This window comes from Asticcacaulis sp. DW145 (assembly GCF_037101385.1).
GTDB classification, from domain to species: domain Bacteria; phylum Pseudomonadota; class Alphaproteobacteria; order Caulobacterales; family Caulobacteraceae; genus Asticcacaulis; species Asticcacaulis currens.
The window spans coordinates 185,213-203,646 of sequence record NZ_AP029024.1; the positions used below are offsets into that span (position 1 = coordinate 185,213).

Below are 18,434 nucleotides of genomic sequence, written 5' to 3' on the forward strand. Positions count from 1 at the left end.
ATGAATCTGTGCCGTTTTGTTTTATGTTTGTTCCTCATATGTCCGCATTCCTTCCGTGGGGTGTGGATAAGATTCGTGTAAGGAGAGCGCTTTGTAGTCTTCTGATCGGCGGGTATTAGTTTCTGGCCGTGGTAGCGCCCTGCAAAGCGAGCCGTAATCCACCCTATCGGGCGGGCATGTACGGGGATTTCCTCGAGCAATTTCTGCGATGGGGTTTGCGGCGCGTTCGATTACTCGTCCTGATGTCTGCCAGCCGCCAATCCGTCCTGTCCCAGTCCGAACGCTTAAAGGCGAGAGAGCCTGAGTCTGCGCCCTTGTCGTCGGATCAGATCAATAACGAAACCCCGTCGTGGCGGAACCTTGCGCGCTTTTGACAGCACAAAATGCCCGCCGCTTGAGCGGGCGTTAAGACTTTTCTGCTAAAGTGCGCCCGACTTCAAAATGAGGTTACGGAGACCGACGAAGCGCTATGCCCAAACGCCAGACCTCCCGCGCGACTGATCAGACTGACAACCGTCTGATGACAGAGTCAGAAGCCCGCGAGGCGGCCATAAAGCTGAAGGCCCGCGAGGATTTCTTCAAGCTGATGAGCCATGAAATCCGAACGCCCCTGAATGGCGTCCTCGGTATGTTGTCGCTCCTCAACCGTACGGGACTGACGGCCGAACAGCAGTCCTATCTTCAGACAGCGCGGGAGTCAGGGGAACATCTTCTGACCCTCGTCAATGACCTCCTCGACTACGCCCGTATCGAAGCCGGGCATATTCATCTTGAGAGCCATTCCGTCGAGCTTGAGCCTCTGTTGCAAAGCGTGGCGGAGCTTCTGTCACCGCGCGCTCATTCCGGCGGTATCGAAATCGCCTGGAGCCTCGATCCGAGGCTTGAAGCCATTGAAATCGATGAAGGACGTCTTCGCCAGATTTTGTTCAACCTGGCAGGCAACGCGCTTAAATTCACTGTCAGCGGCGGCGTGCTGATAGATGTTACCCTGACCGAAGCCGGTGCGGTGCGTTTTGGTGTGCGCGATACAGGCGCGGGCATTCCTGAAGAAGCGCGCGTGCGTATCTTTGAGGCCTTTGGACAGGTCGATCCCTCCCACGCCGGCGCGCAATATGGGGGGGCGGGTCTTGGCCTCGTCGTCGTCAAAAAGCTTATCGAGGCGATGAATGCGACGCTTGACCTTCAGTCGGAGCCTGGCAAGGGATCCCTTTTTACCGCCACCTTCCCTGTGCAGTCCACCCTGCGGCCCGCACCGGAACCCAGGTCTTCGCCCGATGTTATCTGCGTCACCTCGAACCCGGTCCTGACTGAGGCGGCGCGCTCACATCTGAAGAGCTTTGGCCTGGATCCTCGCGTGTTGAGCCAGCTAAAAGGTGTAGGCCGTCGTTCGCGCGCCGTGGTGCTGGCCGATCGGCGTCTTCTGGGGACACCGGTGCCCGCGCCGAACAACCGTAGCCTGATCCTGCTGGCCCCCGAAGAACGCGACGAGATCCCGGATTGGCGGGACAAAGGCTGGGCGGGGTACCTGATCAAGCCTCTGCGTCGCAGCTCGCTGCGCGAGCGCATTGAAACGCTGTCCCTCAAGCCCCTGCCCAATGAAGACCCGGCGCTAACGACCGAAGATGACCGGATCGCCCCGGTGGTTGCCCCGGGCGCGCACGTGCTGCTGGTGGAGGATAATCCGGTCAATGCGCTTCTGGCGCAGATCCTTCTGCAACGCGAAGGCTGTCGCGTCGAGCGCGCCGCCTCGGGCGAAGACGCGCTGCGCCTGATGGAGGCTCAGCCCCCTTATGACATCGTCTTTATGGATCTGGGCTTGCCGGGTCTGGACGGCATCGGCACGACAAAGGCCCTACGAGCCAAAGGCGTAAACGTCCCCATCATCGCCCTGACCGCCAATGCCTACGAAGAAGACCGTCGGGCCTGTCTGGCGGCGGGCATGGACGACTTCCTGACCAAGCCCATTGAGCTGCCAGCCCTGCGCCATCGGCTGTCGCAATGGTGCGGTCGCGCCAACGCCGCCTGACAGGCCTCCCTGCAGAGGAGCGGTTTGCGCGCTTGCCAAATCAAGCACTTCGCCCGATGATCCCCGCTTAGAGCATTCGTCGGCCCAGTTGCGCCGATTTGAGGCCTGTATTATGACCGGGGATATGCATGACCACGACGCCGTCCGCCCAGCCTGAGACCAAGACCCTCTGGCGGGCCGTGAAGCCCTTCTTCACGCGCAAGACGCTGGCCATGATTTTTCTGGGGTTCTCGGCAGGCCTGACCCTCAGTCTGATTTTTGATACCCTGTCGATCTGGCTGCGCGACGAAGGTCTGTCGCTTGAGGTCATCGCCTTCTTTTCGCTGGCGACCTTTGCCTACAGCCTGAAATTCATGTGGGCCCCGCTGGTCGATCGGGTCCGTATCCCCGGTCTCACGGCGCTTCTGGGCCACAGGCGGAGCTGGATGCTGATCATGCAGGGGGCGATACTGCTAGGCCTGTGGACCATATCCGGGCTTAATCCGCAGGATCATCTGATGCTGATGGCGCTTATCGCTGTGTTGTTGGGATTTTTGGGGGCAACGCAGGATATTGTCATCGACGCGTGGCGGATTGAAAGCGCGGGCTCTGGTGGGCAGGCGGTATTGACGACGGCCTATACCTGGGGCGCGCGGGTTTCGACCTTTGTGGCCGGTATCCTGCCGCTGATCATTGCCGAACATTATGGTTGGCGGCCGGCCTATGCCCTGATGGCGGCCATGATGCTGATTGGCATCACTGGAACCCTGCTGGCGCGTGAAGGTGAACACATTATCCGGCCTATTCACTACGGAGATTTGCCACCGCATCCGGTCACTGAGGCGCTCGAATGGGGCGGGCGCGTGCTGCTCATGCTGCTGGCGGCCTCGCTGATGGGGTCGGGGCTGACCGGTAATATCAGCCTGTTTCAGTATCTCTTTCCAACCGCAGACGCCTATGAGGCGGCCAAAGCCGTGTGGACCAGCCGCGAAACCGGTATCTTTCTGCAATTTCCGGCGGTGCTGATCGGGCTGGGCCTGCTGTTTGCCGCTTGCCTGCCCCTGCCGCGCACGCCCACTCGTCCGGGGGCCTATCTGCGCCAGACCTTTGTTGAACCGATGGCTGACTTTCTGGTGCGTTATGAAAACCTCGCCTGGCTGATTCTGGCGGGTATCTGCGTCTATCGTCTGTCGGACTTCTTGCTCAATATCAACGGTGCCTTTTACCGTGATCTGGGTTTTGACCTCTCGGTGATCGGTGAGGTTCGCAAGATTTTCGGCGTCATCATGACCATTATCGGGGTGACGGCCGGGGGGCTTTCCATGACCCGACTGGGCATGAAAAAGAGCCTGATCGTGGGGGCCTTTGCCTGCGCGGCGTCCAACTTCGCCTATGCCTGGCTGGCGACGCAGGGCAACAGCATCCCGGCCTTTTCCATCGCTCTGGCCATCGACAATATCTCCGGTGGCTATGCCGGGGTGGTGCTCGTCGCCTATATGTCGTCCCTGATTTCCGAGCGCTTTGCCGCCCCGCAGTACGCGCTTCTATCCTCGCTTTACGCGCTTCCGGGTAAGCTACTGGCGTCACAGTCGGGGCGCATCGTTGAGGGCGCAGCGCGTGGCGCTGATCAGGGCAATGTCGCGACACCCTTTATGGGCTATCTGCATAATCTGCCCGCCATCAGCTTTGCCAAACCGGCAGAGGCTCTGGGTGTCAGCCGTGAGGCTCTGGGTGCGGGTTACATGCTGTTCTTCACCTATACGGCGCTGGTGGGACTGATTGCCGTCGTGCTGGCGATCTGGCTGATCCGCGTGGGGGCCGTAAAAGAACAGGGCGAAGCCTGACGGCTCCGCCCTGACACGTCTCAGCGAGAGACTTTTACTTAGCTGTTGATATTGGCCCGGATATCATAGGCCGCGAAGGTGGCCATAGTCAGGATTTTAGTGACCGAGTCCGACAACTGACAGATCTGCACGGGCTTAGAGAGGCCGAGCAATAGCGGACCTACGACGGTTGCACCGCCCAGTGCCTGCACCAGCTTCGTCGAAATCGACGCCGAGTGAATGGCCGGCATTACAAGAATATTGGCGGGCGCGGTCAGCCGCTGGAACGGGTAGTTGGCCCAAAGGGTCGGGTCTAGCGCCACGTCGGGCGGCATTTCGCCTTCGAACTCGAAATCAACGCCGCGCTGCTCCAGAAGCTCAACGGCCTTGGCCACGCGATCTGACCGCTCACCGGCAGGATTGCCGAAAGTCGAATAGGACATGAAGGCAACACGCGGCGTATGGCCCATCCCTCGCACCGCCATGGCGGCTTCCACAGCGATTTCGACCAGTTCTTCGGGGTCAGGCAGTTCGGCCACAGTGGTATCGGCGATGAAGACGGTCTTGCCGCGCGCCAGTACGATGGACATACCCATCACGCGCCCGCCAGGCGCCGGATCGACGACACGCAGAACCTCCTCAAAGGCCTGGTCGAAGGAGCGGGTGACGCCCGTCACCATGCCGTCCGCATGGCCAGACAGCACCATGGCGGCCGCAAATGAATTGCGGTCCTGATTGATCAGGCGGTCGACGTCGCGCTTGAGGAAGCCCTTGCGCTGCAAACGACTGTACAGAAGCTGCGAATAGGCTGCATTGCGGTGGCTTAAGCGCGCATTGACGATTTCGATATCTTCTTCCGCCGGGTCGAGACCTGCCACGCGCATGTTGGCTGTGACCAGGTTTTCGCGGCCGCAAAGGATGGGGGTACCCAGACCCTGAGCCTTGAAAGCGTGAGCGGCGCGGATGACCGAAATGTCTTCGCCTTCAGCAAAGACGATCCGCTTCGAAGGACGCGACCGGACGGTGGCAGTGATGTTCTGCAGGAAGCCCGCTGAGGGATCGAGGCGTTTTTCCAGCGTCTTGCGGTAGGCGTCCATATCCTCAATCGGCCTGCGCGCCACGCCGGTATCCATGGCAGCCTGCGCCACGAAAGGCGGGATGTACCAGATCAGGCGCGGGTCGAACGGTGTCGGGATGATATAGTCCTTGCCGAACTTCAGATGGCGACCCTGATAGGCGGCGGCCACTTCGTCGGGTACGTCTTCTCGGGCCAGTTGCGCCAGCGCCTTAGCCGCGGCCAGCTTCATTTCATGATTAACGCGCCGGGCGCGCACGTCGAGCGCGCCCCGGAAAATGTAGGGGAAGCCCAGAACGTTGTTGACCTGATTCGGATAGTCCGAACGGCCCGTGGCGACGATCGCATCGTCGCGAACCTTAGCCACATCTTCCGGCGTGATCTCCGGATCGGGATTGGCCATGGCGAAAATGATAGGCTGCGGGGCCATCGAGGCCACCATTTCCGGCGTGATGACGCCCTTGGCCGACAGACCCAGCACCACATCAGCCCCGACCATCGCTTCAGCCAGAGTCCGTTTGTCCGTATCGGTGGCGTGGACCGACTTCCACTGGTCCATCTCGATCGTGCGACCTTTATAAACCACGCCATGGATATCGACGACCGTGGTGTTTTCCGGCTTCACGCCCATCGCCTTGATCAGACCGATGGAGGACAGGCCCGCCGCGCCCGCGCCGCATAGCACGACCTTGGTGTCTTCGATCCTTCGACCCGTGATTTCCAGCGCATTAATCAGGCCGGCAGCGGCGATGATGGCTGTGCCATGCTGATCATCGTGGAACACCGGGATGTCGGCGAGGTCCTGAAGCGCAGACTCTATGATGAAGCATTCCGGTGACTTGATGTCTTCGAGATTGATGCCGCCGAAAGACGCGGTGATGTTCTTTACCACCGTGATGAATTCGTCCGGGTCTTGAGTAGCCACTTCGATATCGAACGAGTCGATATCGGCAAAGCGTTTGAACAAGACGGCCTTGCCTTCCATCACGGGCTTGGACGCCAGAGCGCCCAGATTGCCGAGACCCAGAATGGCTGTGCCGTTGGAAATGACCGCGACCGTATTGCCCTTTGAAGTGTAATCATATGCGGCATCCGGATTTTCAGCAATCTTGCGCACCGGGACGGCGACGCCTGGCGAATAGGCCAGCGCCAGATCGCGCTGCGTCGCCATAGGCTTGGTCGGCTGAAGTCCGATCTTCCCGGGGGAGGGATACTGGTGGAAATTAAGGGCTTCTTCGTCGCTGACCTTGGTCTTGTCGATGGGCATTCCGGCGTTCCGTCTCGCGGTTTATTTGTCTGACAATTATAGGTTTACCTAGGGTGTTAGTATGGCAGTATAGACCCGGGATAAACACCCTATTCCCCTCAAAACCGTCAAAAAAGGTTTTATTTCATTTCAATATTTGAAACGGAGGGCGGAATTCCGCACATAAGCCACGCCGGCGGGTGGGGTCGGCTGTGGAAATCCCCGCGACGATGCATTTCGCGCTGGTGAGCCTGGTTAACACTGATTAACTTACGCCCATGAACGCGATCCCCCCTTCCGAAAAAGACCTTAAAGCCCAACTCGATGGGGCCACGCCTGTGATGGCCCAGTATCTGGAGGTGAAAGCCGCTAATCCGGGTTCGCTTCTGTTCTTTCGCATGGGCGATTTCTACGAACTGTTTTTTGAGGATGCCGAGCAGGCGGCCGGCGCCTTGTCCCTGGCATTGACCAAGCGTGGCAAGCATCAGGGCGAGGACATTCCAATGGCCGGAGTGCCCGCCCATGCTGCGGAAGCCTATATCGCCAAGCTGATCCGAATGGGGTTTCGTGTCGCCATTTGCGACCAACTCGAAGACCCGTCCGAAGCCAAAAAGCGCGGCTACAAGGCGGTGGTTAAGCGGGGCATTACGCGCATCGTCACGCCGGGCACCTTGACTGAGGACAGTCTGCTCGAAGAACGCGGGGCCAATCGTCTGGTGGCGCTCTCGCAAAGGGCGGGGGTGATGGCGTTGGCCTCTCTGGAGCTGTCCACGGGAGAGGTGGAGTGTCTGGAACTGACGCCGGAGACGCTGGGCACGCATCTGTCGGCATTGCGGCCTTCAGAAAGCCTCGTGTCCGACCGCCTGCTTCAGGATGAACACCTCTATGCTTTGCTGAAATATTGCGGCGGTGCGATCCAGCCGCAACCGGCGTCTTTGTCGGATCCCTCGGCGGGCGAGGCGCGGTTGAAGAGGCTCTATGGGGTCGAAACGCTCGACGGGTTCGGAGCGTTCAGCCCGTCTGAACTGTCGGCACTTGGTATGCTCGCGGCCTATATCGACCTGACGCAGGCGGGTAAGGCCCCGGTGCTTAAAGCGCCAAAAAAGGTCGCTTCCCTGGCCTATCTGGCCATCGACCCGTCCACGCGTCTCAGCCTGGAGATCGAACGCACGCAAAAGGGCAGCCGTGAAGGCTCGCTGATGTCGGCCATCGATCGCACAATTACCTCCGGCGGTTCGCGCCTTTTGGCGGCACGTTTGTCGCGACCGCTTAACGCCCCTTTAGAGATCAATCAAAGACTCGATGCGGTGCAATGGTTCCTCGCCCAGCGGCCTCTGCGTCAGGAGGTGCGTCAAAGATTGCGGGGCATGAGCGACATGGCGCGCGCTCTGTCACGCCTCGGTCTGGGGCGGGGTGGGCCCCGCGATCTCAAGGTCGTCCGCGACTGCCTCGATCTGGCCAGAGATATGGTCGCCTTGTTGCAGCCCACTGATCCGGAAAGCCGGCTCGATCCCGACTGGCCCGCTGAAATCCACGCCCATGTTGAGGCTCTGACGGCTGGCGAGACCGTCCTCGATCTGTTGTTCAAGCTCGAAAAGGCCTTGGTCGACGAGCCGCCCCTGTCCACGCGCGATGGTGGTTTTATCAAGCCAGGCTACAATAGCCATCTTCAGGACGCCATCACCCTACGTAACGACTCGCGCCAGATTATTCTGCGCATGGAGGCCGATCTCCAGCAGGAAACCGGCCTGCCGCTGAAGATCAAATACAATGCGGTTCTGGGCTACTTTATCGAACTTACGGCCAAACAGGCCGAAGCCTTAAGTGACGCGCATCGCCAGCGTTTTATCCATCGCCAGACGCTTGCCAATCAGATGCGATTTTCGACGCCTGAGCTGATCGACCTTGATGCGCGCATCGCCCGCGCCGGTTCCGACGCGCTCAACCTCGAGCTGGCCATCTTCGAAGATCTGCGTGAAGAGGTGCGCAGCAATGCGCATCCCTTGCAGGACATGTTCGATGCCTTCTGTGCGCTGGACGTCGCTGCCGCCGCTGCCGAATGGGCCGAAGACCTTGAAGCCACCCGACCTGTTGTCGACGACAGCCTCATCTTCGATGCCAAAGGTGCACGTCACCCCGTGGTTGTCGCAGCGCTTCGGGCTGAAGGCAAACCCTTCACACCCAATGATTGCTGTCTCGATGCGTCAGGACAGACCGGCCCGCGCCTTGATCTTGTGACCGGGCCCAACATGGCGGGTAAATCGACGTTCCTGCGCCAGAACGCATTGCTGGTGATCATGGCGCAGGCTGGCCTGTTCGTTCCGGCAACATCTTTCCGGCTGGGCGTGGTTGATCGTCTCTTTTCGCGTGTCGGGGCCGGTGACGATCTGGCGCAGGGGCGATCTACCTTTATGATGGAGATGGTTGAAACCGCTGCCATCCTCACCCAGGCGACCCATCGCTCGTTCGTTATTCTGGACGAGATCGGGCGTGGCACCGCAACCTTCGACGGTCTGGCCATCGCCTGGGCCTGCGCTGAAAACCTGCACGAGGTGGTCAAGGCGCGTGCCCTGTTTGCCACCCACTATCATGAGCTGGCGCAGCTTGAATCCTTACTTGCCCATACCCACAATATCTCTATGACGGCGCGAGAGTGGAACGGCGAACTGATCTTTCTGCATGAGGCCAGGCGTGGCGCAGCTGATCGGTCTTACGGCGTTCAGGTCGCGCGCCTGGCCGGGATGCCGCCGGTGGTCGTGGCGCGAGCCAAAGACATTCTGGAGAGGCTTGAAACCGACAAAGCCCATCAGCTCAAACTGGACGACCTGCCCCTCTTTGCCACCGTCCAGGCGCAGGTTTCGGTTGCGACGTCGCAAAAACCCGCGGAAACCGAGCTGGAAAAGGCGCTTAAGGGGATCAATCCGGACGACCTCAGTCCCCGCGAGGCCCTGGAAGTTATCTATCGTTTAAGGGGACTGGTGTAAGCTTGGGAGAGTTAAATGCTGCCTGCAGGTGAACCCGCCCTTATGCTGACCAAGACCAGTCCCGCCCTGCTGAGCCACAGCATTGACGGCGCCTTGTTGCGCCGCAAACTGACTGAGGCCTATGAGAACTCAAGCGGCGATGTCGCCGATCTCAGACGCAAGGCCGTTGCGATTCTCAAGCGGGAATGGGACCAGTCGCGCGAAAGTCTCCTGATGCATATTGAAACGCATCGCGGGGGGCTTTCAACGGCGCGCGAATTGTCGAAACTGGCCGACGAGATCATAACCGCTCTGTGGGATTTTACACTGACCCACGTTTATCGCGCGCGCAACCCGACCGAGGGCGAGCGGCTGGCATTGGTGGCGGTGGGCGGCTACGGGCGAGGCGAACTGGCCCCCTTTTCCGATCTTGACCTTTTGTTTTTACGTGCGTGGAAAGAAACGCCGCATTCGGAAAGCGTCATCGAATTTATCCTTTATTCGTTGTGGGATCTGGGCCTGAAGGTCGGTCATGCGTCGCGCACGGTCGATGAAAGCCTCAAGATGGCGCGCGAAGACCACACGGTCATGACCGCACTTCTTGAATACCGGCCTCTGTCTGGCGATCCCGGGCTCGTGCAGTCGCTCAAGGAAAAGCTGGCGGCTGACGTGATGCGTCATGGCGCGTCCGATTTCGTCGCTGCCAAGCTGGAAGAGCGCGATTTCCGCCACGCCAAGGCCGGGACGACGCGTTATGTGGTCGAACCGAATCTCAAAGAAGGTAAGGGGGGCTTACGCGACCTTCACACCTTGTTCTGGATTGCCAAATATCTGGCCGGGGCGATCCAGGCACCGGTCCTGCGTGAAAGCCAGAGGGCGCCGGCGGCGGGGGGGTGGGGCGTTCTTGACCCGCTGCTGACTGAAAAGGAACGCATGGCCTTCGTGCAGGCCTTCGACTTTCTGTGGAAGGTCCGCATTCTGACCCACATGACGGCGGGTCGCGCCGAAGAGCGGCTGAGCTTCGATCTTCAGCCGGAAATCGCCCGCCGAATGGGCTATATTGAGGCCGATGGCGAACCGGCCGTCGAACGATTCATGCGCCGCTATTTTCTTGTGGCCAAGGAGGTGGGGGCTTTGACCCGCATCTTCTGCACCAAGCTCGAGGCGCAACAGACCAAACCGCTGCAGCGCCTGACACATTTCTTGCAGTCAGGGCTTCTGTCCCTGACCAAGCCTGACCATCCCGGCCTCATTATCGACGCGGGAAGACTGAGCGTGCAGAGCCCGGACGTGTTCAAAAAGGCTCCCATTGCCATGTTCAAGCTGTTCCGCATGGCAGATCGGCTGGAGATGGACCTGCATCCGGACGCCTTCACAGCGGTGGCGCGCAATCTGAAACTGGTTAATGCGGCCCTGCGCCGTGACAAGGCCGTGGCAGAGGTCTTCCTCGACATACTCGTACGCGGCAAAAATCCTTATCGCACCCTGTCGCTGATGACCGAGACCGGTCTCCTCGGGCGCTATATACCCGAGTTCGGGCACATCGTGGCCCAGACCCAGTTCAACATGTACCACACCTATACGGTTGATGAGCATACGCTGCGCGCCATTGGCATTATTCGCGATATCGAACTTGGGCAGCATAAGGACGACCATCCGCTGGCGACCTCGCTCATTCCCAATCTGGCCAACAAGGAAACCCTTTACCTAGCTATGCTGCTGCATGATGTCGGCAAGGGCGGTGATCTGGGGCAGGAAATAGAGGGCGAAATCGCTGCGCGGCGCGCCTGTGGGCGACTGGGCCTCGAAAAGTGGCAGATCGATCAGGTCGCGTGGCTGGTGCGTCATCACCTCGTCCTGTCTGACTATGCCCAAAAGCGCGACGTTTCTGACCCCGAAACCGTGGCCTCCTTTGCGCGCATCGTTGAAACACCCGAGCGCCTGCGGCAACTTCTGATCCTCACCGTGGCCGATATCCGCGCCGTGGGACCGGGCGTGTGGAATGGCTGGAAGGGCCAGCTGATGCGCGAGCTTCAGGCCGCCACCGAAGCGGCTTTCCGCGGAGGCCGTGGCACCGAAGGTGACGCCGTTACCCAGGTGCGCGAAGAGATCCAAGCGCGCGCCGCCGCCCTTCGCGAGTCGTTGAGCGCCGGGGATGCAAAGATGCACGGTTGGCTTGATACGATGGAAGAGTCCTACCTCTTTGCCTTTTCCGCTGAGGAAATCCTTCATCATGCCCGTCAGGTCTGGAATGGACCCGAAGGCCGCGCCTCTGCGCAGGCCTATATTGATCAAGCGCGCAACGCCGCCCGCTTTTGTATAACGGGCAAGGACCGTCCGGGCCTGTTTGCCGATCTGGCGCGCTGTTTCACCAATATGGGCGCTAACGTTGTGGGGGCTCAGGTCTTTACCTCAACCACCGGTCAGGCGCTCGACATCTTCTATGTGCAGGACGCGCAGGGTAAGCCCTTTGGCCACGATGATCCGGGCCGTCTGCGTCAGATGGAACAGGCTTTGGAAAAGGCGGTTGGCGGCGAAGTGGCCGCGCCTCTGATCCATAAGGCCATCAATGCGCATCGCGCCGCCGCCTTCGCCATCGCGCCGACCGTTGTCTTCGACGATGAATCCAACCCGCAGATGACCATTATCGAGGTATCAGGCCGCGACCGTCCCGGCCTTCTGGCTGATGTGGCTAGCGTGCTGGCCCGCGCACATCTGGATACGGCCTCCGCCCACATCGACTGCTACGGCGAACGCGCAGTCGATGCCTTTTACGTCGTCGATCACTTTACGCGCAAACAACTGACGAAGGCCCAGCGCGAAAAAGTTCACCGCGCCCTGACGGATGTGCTCGATCCGCCGTCGGCACCCACGCGTGCGGCCCCGACGCGGGCACGGGCGTCTGTGGCACGGTAACAGGTGTGCGCGTACAAGACTTAACCTCTTATTGAGGGCCTTGGCTGACAATAGGGGGCGAAGCGTACGGGAGTGCCGCCCATGTGGTCAGCGTTTGGTGGAAAAAAGTCTCATAAGACCGATGGCCTGAGTCAGGACCTCTTGACCGCGATTGAACTTAGTCAAAGTCTTATCGAGTTCGACCTTGAGGGGCGCGTACTTTCAGCCAACGCCAACTTTCTCAATCTGATGGGTTATTCGGCCTCTGAGCTAGTGGGTAAGCATCACTCGGCCTTTGTCGATCCGGCTGAGGTTGAAAAGCCGGGCTATCGGCAATTCTGGGCCGACTTAAAAGGCGGCATCGCGCAAAAGGGAGAGTTCCGGCGTCAGACCAAGGACGGGCGGAATGTCTATCTGGAAGCTGTTTATAACCCCATTCTTGATCGCTCTGGCAAGCCTTATAAAATTGTCAAAATCGCCTCCGACGTGACCGCTCGCAAGCTGCGTGACCTCGATCTGGAAGGTAAGGTCGCGGCAATGTCGCGCTCTCAGGCCGTTATTGAGTTCGCTCTGGATGGCACGGTGATTACGGCCAATGACAACTTTCTGAAGGTTATGGGCTATCGCCTCGAGGAGATAGTGGGTCGGCCCCATCAGGTTTTTGTTATGGAATCCGAACGCAATAGCGCCGCCTACACGGACTTCTGGCGCCGGCTGAAGGCGGGCGAGTTTGTGTCTTCGCAGTTCAAGCGCGTGAATAAGGACGGGCGTGAGGTCATTCTTCAGGCCACCTATAATCCCATACTGGGCATAGACGGCCGACCCCTGAAGATCGTCAAAATTGCCACTGATATCACACCGCAGGCGCAAAAGGATGCTGACCTTTTGAGCCAGGTGGAAGCCATTTCGCGCGCACAGGCCGTCATCGAGTTTGACCTCGAAGGCAAAATTCTCAACGCCAATGACAACTTCCTTAAGGTCATGGGCTATAGGCTGGACGAAATCCGCGGCAAGCACCACCGGATGTTTGTGGATGAGGCCACGGCCAATAGCGACGCCTATCGCGAATTCTGGGTCAAGCTGGTGCAGGGTGAGTTCGTCTCTGCAGAGTTTCAACGTCAGGCCAACGGCGGGCGATCCGTCTATATTCAGGCCTCCTACAACGCCATTCTTGACATTAACGGCAAGCCCTACAAGGTCATCAAATACGCGACCGACGTTACCGCCCGACGCATGGCGCTCAACCGGACGACCGAGTTGTCCCACTCCCTTCAGGATCTGTCGGCAGCGGTTGAGGAGATGGCGGCCACCGGCCGGTCGATTTCCGATACCATGTCGCAAACCAAGGCGGCAGCCGATCAGGCCAATCAGTCCGTCAACGAGGCCGACGACAGCGCCCGGCAGCTGGCCGTCGCGGCAGCGCAGATGGACGGCATCGTCGAGATGATCAGCAATATCACCAGCCAGATCAATCTTCTGGCGCTAAACGCCACCATAGAATCCGCCCGAGCCGGCGAAGCCGGGCGCGGTTTCGCTGTCGTGGCAACCGAGGTTAAAAATCTGGCGACCCAGGCACGCAGGGCCACCGAACAGATTGTCGGTGAAATCGCAGGCGTGCGCGCCTCCTCTGCCGCGGTGGTCAATGCGCTTGATGCTATTCGTTCCACGGTTTCCAATGTCCAGGAGCAGGTCCTGTTCACGGCGGGCGCGGTCGAAGAGCAAAGCGCCACATCTCAGGACATGGCGCGCAACATGCAGATCGCCTCTTCAGAAGCGGAAAACATTGTCCGGGCGGCCTGATCCATATGCGCCGCGTTTCGCGCCGTTCGACGGGTTCCACGAGACGGAACATTTCGTCACCGGAACCTGCCAGATCCCGATCGACCATAACCGATAGTCAGTCATGGCCATGGCGGCACGACGGACAGCGAGCGTGCGCGCCTATGCCGACCGTATCGTTGTCTGCGTCACCGGCGAGACGATCGCATCGGCTGTTGAAGACCCGAAACGATTTCTTCTGCATCAGCGACATGAGACAGCCCCGAGGCTATCGCAAGAGTTAAAGATCTCTGGAGCTATTCCACCGTTACCGACTTGGCGAGGTTTCGTGGCTGATCGACGTCCGTGCCCTTGTGAACGGCGGTGTGGTAGGCCAGAAGCTGAATCGGTACCGCGTAGATCAGCGGGGCGATAAACGGATCGCAGATCGGGCCTTTGACGACTTTCAGCGTCTTTGAGGCGTCACCGGACAGGGCCGGGACCTTTTGCGGGGCGTCGGTGATCATCACCACGCGACCACCGCGCGCGGCAACCTCCTGCACGTTGGAGGCCGTCTTTTCAAACAGCTCGTCGTCCGGAGCGATAACCACGACCGGGGTCTTCTCGTCGATGAGGGCGATCGGACCGTGCTTCAGCTCGCCGGCCGCGTAGCCTTCGGCATGTATATAGCTGATTTCCTTGAGCTTCAGCGCACCTTCCAGCGCCAGCGGATACATGGCGCCGCGACCCAGATAGATGACGTCGCGCGCCTTCGACAGTTCATGGGTAATGCGCTGCAGCTCCGGGTCCATCAGCAGGGCATCGGCGATCAGGCCGGAGGTTTCCAGCAGGCATTGCACCAGACGCGCCTCTTCGGTGGCGTCAATGCGGCCGCGTTGAGCCGACGCCGCGACGGCCAGAGCCAGGAGGGCCGCCACCTGAGCCGTAAAGGCCTTGGTCGAAGCAACCCCTATTTCTGGCCCGGCGTGTGTCGGCCACATCAGATCCGCTTCGCGCGCCATGGTCGAGGTGTGCACATTGACGAGAGCGGCCGTTTTCAGCCCTTCCTCCTTACACCAGCGCAGCGCCGCCAGCGTGTCAGCGGTTTCGCCCGACTGCGACACCGCCAGACCCAGCGTACCGGGTGACATGGCCGGGGTGCGGTAACGAAACTCAGACGCCACCTCGACATCAACGGGCAGGCCCGCGATCTTTTCAAAAGCGTATTTGGCAATGCAGCCGGCATAGTACGCCGTACCGCAGGCAATAATCTGGATACGCGCCACGTTTTTGAAGTCGATAGCGGCCTTAATATCGGCGCGCACCGCCTTGGCTACCGGATCGAGATAGGCCGACAAGGTGCGTTGCACGCTTTCGGGCTGCTCATGCACTTCTTTTTCCATGAAGTGGCGGTAAGACCCCTTTTCCACCAGAGCAGCGGAGGCCGAGACGGTGGTGATGGGGCGGTTGACGCGGAAACCTTTGGCGTCGTGGATATCTGCGGTGTCTTCGGTGAGGATTACCCAGTCACCTTCTTCCAGATAGGTGACGCGGTTGGTAAAGGGCCCGACCGCCAGCGCATCGGAGCCCAGGAACATTTCACCGTCACCCCAGCCGACGACCAGAGGCGAACCCCGCCGCGCCCCGAAGAGGGTGCGATCCTCGCCCTCGACAATGATGGCCAGCGCATAGGCGCCGTTGAGCCGGTCGAGAACCGTCTTGAAAGCGTCTTTGGCCTTAAGGCCACTTTTCAGGGTCGCATCAAACAGGTGGGCGACCACCTCGGTATCCGTATCGGAGCTGAATTGGTGTCCGGCGGCGATCAGTTCGGCCTTCAGCTCGGCAAAATTCTCTATAATACCGTTGTGAACCACGGTGACGGGGCCCGAGGTGTGAGGGTGGGCATTGGCGACCGTCGGTGCGCCGTGTGTCGCCCAGCGTGTATGGCCAATACCAACCTGTCCCGATAGCGGGGTCTCAGCGACTACGGCCTCAAGCTGACGGATCTTACCCGCGGCACGGCGGCGTTCGGTCCCCTTATGCGTAACAACGGCGATACCCGCCGAGTCATAGCCACGATATTCGAGGCGACGCAGACTTTCGATCAGGCGAGGTGCCGCGTCGGAGGTGCCGATAACACCGATAATGCCACACATGTACAAACTCCGTCGGTAGGGAGGGCTATTTTGCGTATTTTTAGTAGCAGAGAGATTTGTAAAATGCTATAAATTTATTTCATATGCCGTTAAGGCCTTTGCCATAAAAGGGTCATTAAGGGCGGGCTTAGGTCGCTTTGCAGCGTCCGGTTACGGCGAATTTGCGATTAACACATTGCGTTTCGGTGTGTAACCGGGCGCCTACCCCTGTTCAGAGTGGCCAATGAGTGAAAACAAATGGGAAAAGCTTCAGGCGGCGCTTGGGGCCACCGGCATTTCTATCAAGGATGTTGCGGAGGCTGCGGGCATTGCGCCTTCCTCACTGTTTCGAGCGCTGAGCGGTCAGACCAAGGCCCCGCGCGCCGATACAGTCGATAAGCTGGAGGCGGCCTTTGTCGCCCTGACGACCGCCCGCATGGCCAGTTTTCGTGACACCCTGGCCCTCTATGGTTTCAACCCGATCAAAAACCCCAACGACCTGATGGCTTCGCACATGACCGCACTGAATCGCACGCGTAAATATTTCGGCACCGATGGCATCCGGGGCCGCGTCAACAGCTTCCCTATGACCGCCGAGGTCGCCTACCGCGTGGGTATGGCAGCGGGCAAGATGTTCATGTCTTCGGACAATCGCCGGCATCTGGCAGTGATCGGCAAGGATACACGTCTGTCGGGCTATATGATCGAACCGGCACTGGTGGCTGGATTTACATCGGTCGGCATGGATGTGCGCCTGTTCGGCCCCCTACCCACACCGGGGGTTGCCATGATGACCCGTTCGATGCGCGCCGATCTGGGGGTAATGATCTCCGCCTCGCACAATCCCTATTTCGATAATGGCATCAAGTTGTTTGGGCCGGATGGCTATAAGCTGTCCGATGAGGTGGAACTGGCCATTGAGGCGCGCATGGACGGCAATATTCTCGACGGCATTGCCGACCCGCAGAAACTGGGCCGCGTTCAGCGCGTCGATGATGCGCAGTATCGCTATGTCGAAATCGCCAAGGCGACCTTCGCTAAAAACCTGCTGCTTAAGGGGCTGCGCATCGTTATCGACTGCGCCAATGGTGCGGCCTATAAGGTGGCCCCGACTACGCTTTACGAGCTGGGCGCAGAAATCTTCTGTCTGGGCGTGTCGCCCGACGGCATGAATATCAACGAAAAGTGCGGCTCGACCCAGCCCCAGGCCATGGCCGAAAAGGTCAAGGAACTGCGTGCCGATATCGGTATTGCGCTGGACGGCGATGCGGACCGTCTGGTCATTTGCGATGAAAAGGGCAACATCGTGGATGGCGATCAGATCATGGCCATTATCGCCACCAGTCTTGCGGCTAAGGGTCAGTTGAAGGGCGGCGGTCTGGTCGCCACAGTGATGTCGAATCTGGGTCTTGAGCGCCTGATGACGTCGAAGGGCCTGACGCTGGAGCGCACCAAGGTAGGCGACCGCTACGTGATGGAAAAGATGCGCGAGGGCGGTTTCAATCTAGGCGGCGAACAGTCGGGCCACGTCATCATGCTTGATCACGCGACGACCGGCGACGGCCTGATCGCTGCACTTCAGGTGCTGGCGGTGCTGGTCGAAAGCGGCCGCCCGATGAGCGAGCTGGCGCGTCAGTTTGAGCCGGTGCCGCAGCTTCTCAAAAACGTGCGCTTTACAGGCGACAGCCCCCTGAACCGTGAAGACGTGAAACAGGCCATTGCAGATGGTGAGGCGACGCTGAAAGGTACGGGGCGGGTACTGGTGCGGCCGTCGGGCACCGAACCGCTGATCCGCGTTATGGCTGAAGGCGACGATGCCACTCAGGTGCGAGCGGTGGTCGATCAGATTATCGGCGCGATTGCAGGGTGAGCAATCGAACGATCTGGGGGATCGTTCGATATGCGCAAGACGCCGTAGGCACGGTGCAGCGAGCGCGATCCAAGACCTCTACCCTCACATCTCGCGGCCTTCGCGGCTCGTGCGCTCCGCGTCCCCAACGCGTTTGGGAGGTATAAGGTGCGCAAAGACAAAAAAGGCCGGAGCGTGAAGCTCCGGCCTTTTTCTCATTTTTGTCGCCAGAAAGGGCTTAGCCTTCCGAAGCTTCCTCAGCGGGGGCTTCTTCAGCGGCCGGAGCGGCAGCAGCGGCTTCGGCTTCCGCCTTGGCAGCGGCTTCGGCGTCCAGACGGTCCTGCTCGCGTTGAGCGCGCTCGGCGGCGCGTTCCTGAGCCTTCTTGCCCGGCATGCCCTTTTGCGGGTTGTTGCCGTGTTCCCACTTCACGAGGCCTTCCTTCGACAGGAAGCGCGCGACGCGGTCGGTCGGCTGAGCGCCCTTCTTGAGCCAGTCGGCAATGACTTCGGTCTTCAGGGTGACGCGGTTGGCATCGTCCTTCGACAGCATCGGGTTGTACGAACCGACCTTGGCGATGAACTTACCATCGCGCGGGGCGGCGGCATCAGCGATGACGATGTGGTAGTACGGGCGCTTCTTGGAGCCACCGCGGGCCAGACGAATTTTCAGCATGATAAGATCCTT

Annotated in this window: 9 protein-coding genes; 6 read left to right on the plus strand and 3 right to left on the minus strand. The window is 59.8% G+C overall.

Translation table 11 applies throughout. From position 1 onward, the window contains the following. Positions 1 to 469: 469 nt before the first annotated feature. Both AACH73_RS00870 and AACH73_RS00875 read left to right on the plus strand, forming a co-directional pair. The gene (locus AACH73_RS00870; RefSeq protein ID WP_338735121.1) at positions 470 to 2,026 is read left to right on the plus strand and encodes a response regulator; all 1,557 of its coding nucleotides are present in this window, start codon (positions 470 to 472) and stop codon (positions 2,024 to 2,026) included. A 128-nt stretch (positions 2,027 to 2,154) separates the two neighbouring features. Beyond that, positions 2,155 to 3,849, plus strand: coding sequence for an MFS transporter (locus tag AACH73_RS00875; RefSeq protein WP_338735122.1), 1,695 nt, complete (start codon positions 2,155 to 2,157; stop codon positions 3,847 to 3,849). 38 nt (positions 3,850 to 3,887) lie between these two features. On the opposite strand, the gene AACH73_RS00880 is transcribed toward AACH73_RS00875, so the two are convergent. Then, on the minus strand, positions 3,888 to 6,170 hold the full coding sequence (locus tag AACH73_RS00880; protein WP_272739853.1) for an NADP-dependent malic enzyme: 2,283 nt from the start codon (positions 6,168 to 6,170) through the stop codon (positions 3,888 to 3,890). A gap of 257 nt (positions 6,171 to 6,427) precedes the next feature. Between AACH73_RS00880 and mutS the strand changes: the two genes are divergently transcribed. The 3 genes from mutS to AACH73_RS00895 all read left to right on the plus strand — a co-directional run bounded on the left by mutS (position 6,428) and on the right by AACH73_RS00895 (position 13,807). Beyond that, entirely contained in the window at positions 6,428 to 9,133 is a 2,706-nt protein-coding gene (mutS, locus tag AACH73_RS00885) for a DNA mismatch repair protein MutS (protein WP_338735123.1), read from the plus strand. A 15-nt stretch (positions 9,134 to 9,148) separates the two neighbouring features. Continuing rightward, on the plus strand, positions 9,149 to 12,028 hold the full coding sequence (locus tag AACH73_RS00890; protein WP_272739855.1) for a [protein-PII] uridylyltransferase: 2,880 nt from the start codon (positions 9,149 to 9,151) through the stop codon (positions 12,026 to 12,028). Between the two features lie 81 nt (positions 12,029 to 12,109). Beyond that, the gene (locus AACH73_RS00895) at positions 12,110 to 13,807 is read left to right on the plus strand and encodes a PAS domain-containing methyl-accepting chemotaxis protein (protein WP_338735124.1); all 1,698 of its coding nucleotides are present in this window, start codon (positions 12,110 to 12,112) and stop codon (positions 13,805 to 13,807) included. Between the two features lie 275 nt (positions 13,808 to 14,082). Here AACH73_RS00895 and glmS read toward each other — a convergent pair whose 3' ends face one another. After that, complete coding sequence (glmS, locus tag AACH73_RS00900) at positions 14,083 to 15,921, minus strand: glutamine--fructose-6-phosphate transaminase (isomerizing) (RefSeq protein ID WP_338735125.1); 1,839 nt, start codon at positions 15,919 to 15,921, stop codon at positions 14,083 to 14,085. A 223-nt stretch (positions 15,922 to 16,144) separates the two neighbouring features. On the opposite strand from glmS, the gene glmM reads away from it, so the two are divergent. Then, positions 16,145 to 17,770, plus strand: coding sequence for a phosphoglucosamine mutase (gene glmM / locus AACH73_RS00905; protein WP_338735126.1), 1,626 nt, complete (start codon positions 16,145 to 16,147; stop codon positions 17,768 to 17,770). Between the two features lie 217 nt (positions 17,771 to 17,987). On the opposite strand, the gene rpsP is transcribed toward glmM, so the two are convergent. Continuing rightward, the gene (rpsP, locus tag AACH73_RS00910; RefSeq protein ID WP_272739858.1) at positions 17,988 to 18,422 is read right to left on the minus strand and encodes a 30S ribosomal protein S16; all 435 of its coding nucleotides are present in this window, start codon (positions 18,420 to 18,422) and stop codon (positions 17,988 to 17,990) included. Positions 18,423 to 18,434: the final 12 nt, after the last annotated feature.

Excerpts from the sequence above, each read along its gene's own strand:
- AACH73_RS00870 (WP_338735121.1), top strand. The coding sequence starts at position 470 with ATGCCCAAACGCCAGACCTCCCGCGCGACTGATCAGACTGACAACCGT.
- AACH73_RS00875 (WP_338735122.1), top strand. The coding sequence starts at position 2,155 with ATGACCACGACGCCGTCCGCCCAGCCTGAGACCAAGACCCTCTGGCGG.
- AACH73_RS00880 (WP_272739853.1), bottom strand. The coding sequence starts at position 6,170 with ATGCCCATCGACAAGACCAAGGTCAGCGACGAAGAAGCCCTTAATTTC.
- mutS (WP_338735123.1), top strand. The coding sequence starts at position 6,428 with ATGAACGCGATCCCCCCTTCCGAAAAAGACCTTAAAGCCCAACTCGAT.
- AACH73_RS00890 (WP_272739855.1), top strand. The coding sequence starts at position 9,149 with ATGCTGCCTGCAGGTGAACCCGCCCTTATGCTGACCAAGACCAGTCCC.
- AACH73_RS00895 (WP_338735124.1), top strand. The coding sequence starts at position 12,110 with ATGTGGTCAGCGTTTGGTGGAAAAAAGTCTCATAAGACCGATGGCCTG.
- glmS (WP_338735125.1), bottom strand. The coding sequence starts at position 15,921 with ATGTGTGGCATTATCGGTGTTATCGGCACCTCCGACGCGGCACCTCGC.
- glmM (WP_338735126.1), top strand. The coding sequence starts at position 16,145 with ATGAGTGAAAACAAATGGGAAAAGCTTCAGGCGGCGCTTGGGGCCACC.
- rpsP (WP_272739858.1), bottom strand. The coding sequence starts at position 18,422 with ATGCTGAAAATTCGTCTGGCCCGCGGTGGCTCCAAGAAGCGCCCGTAC.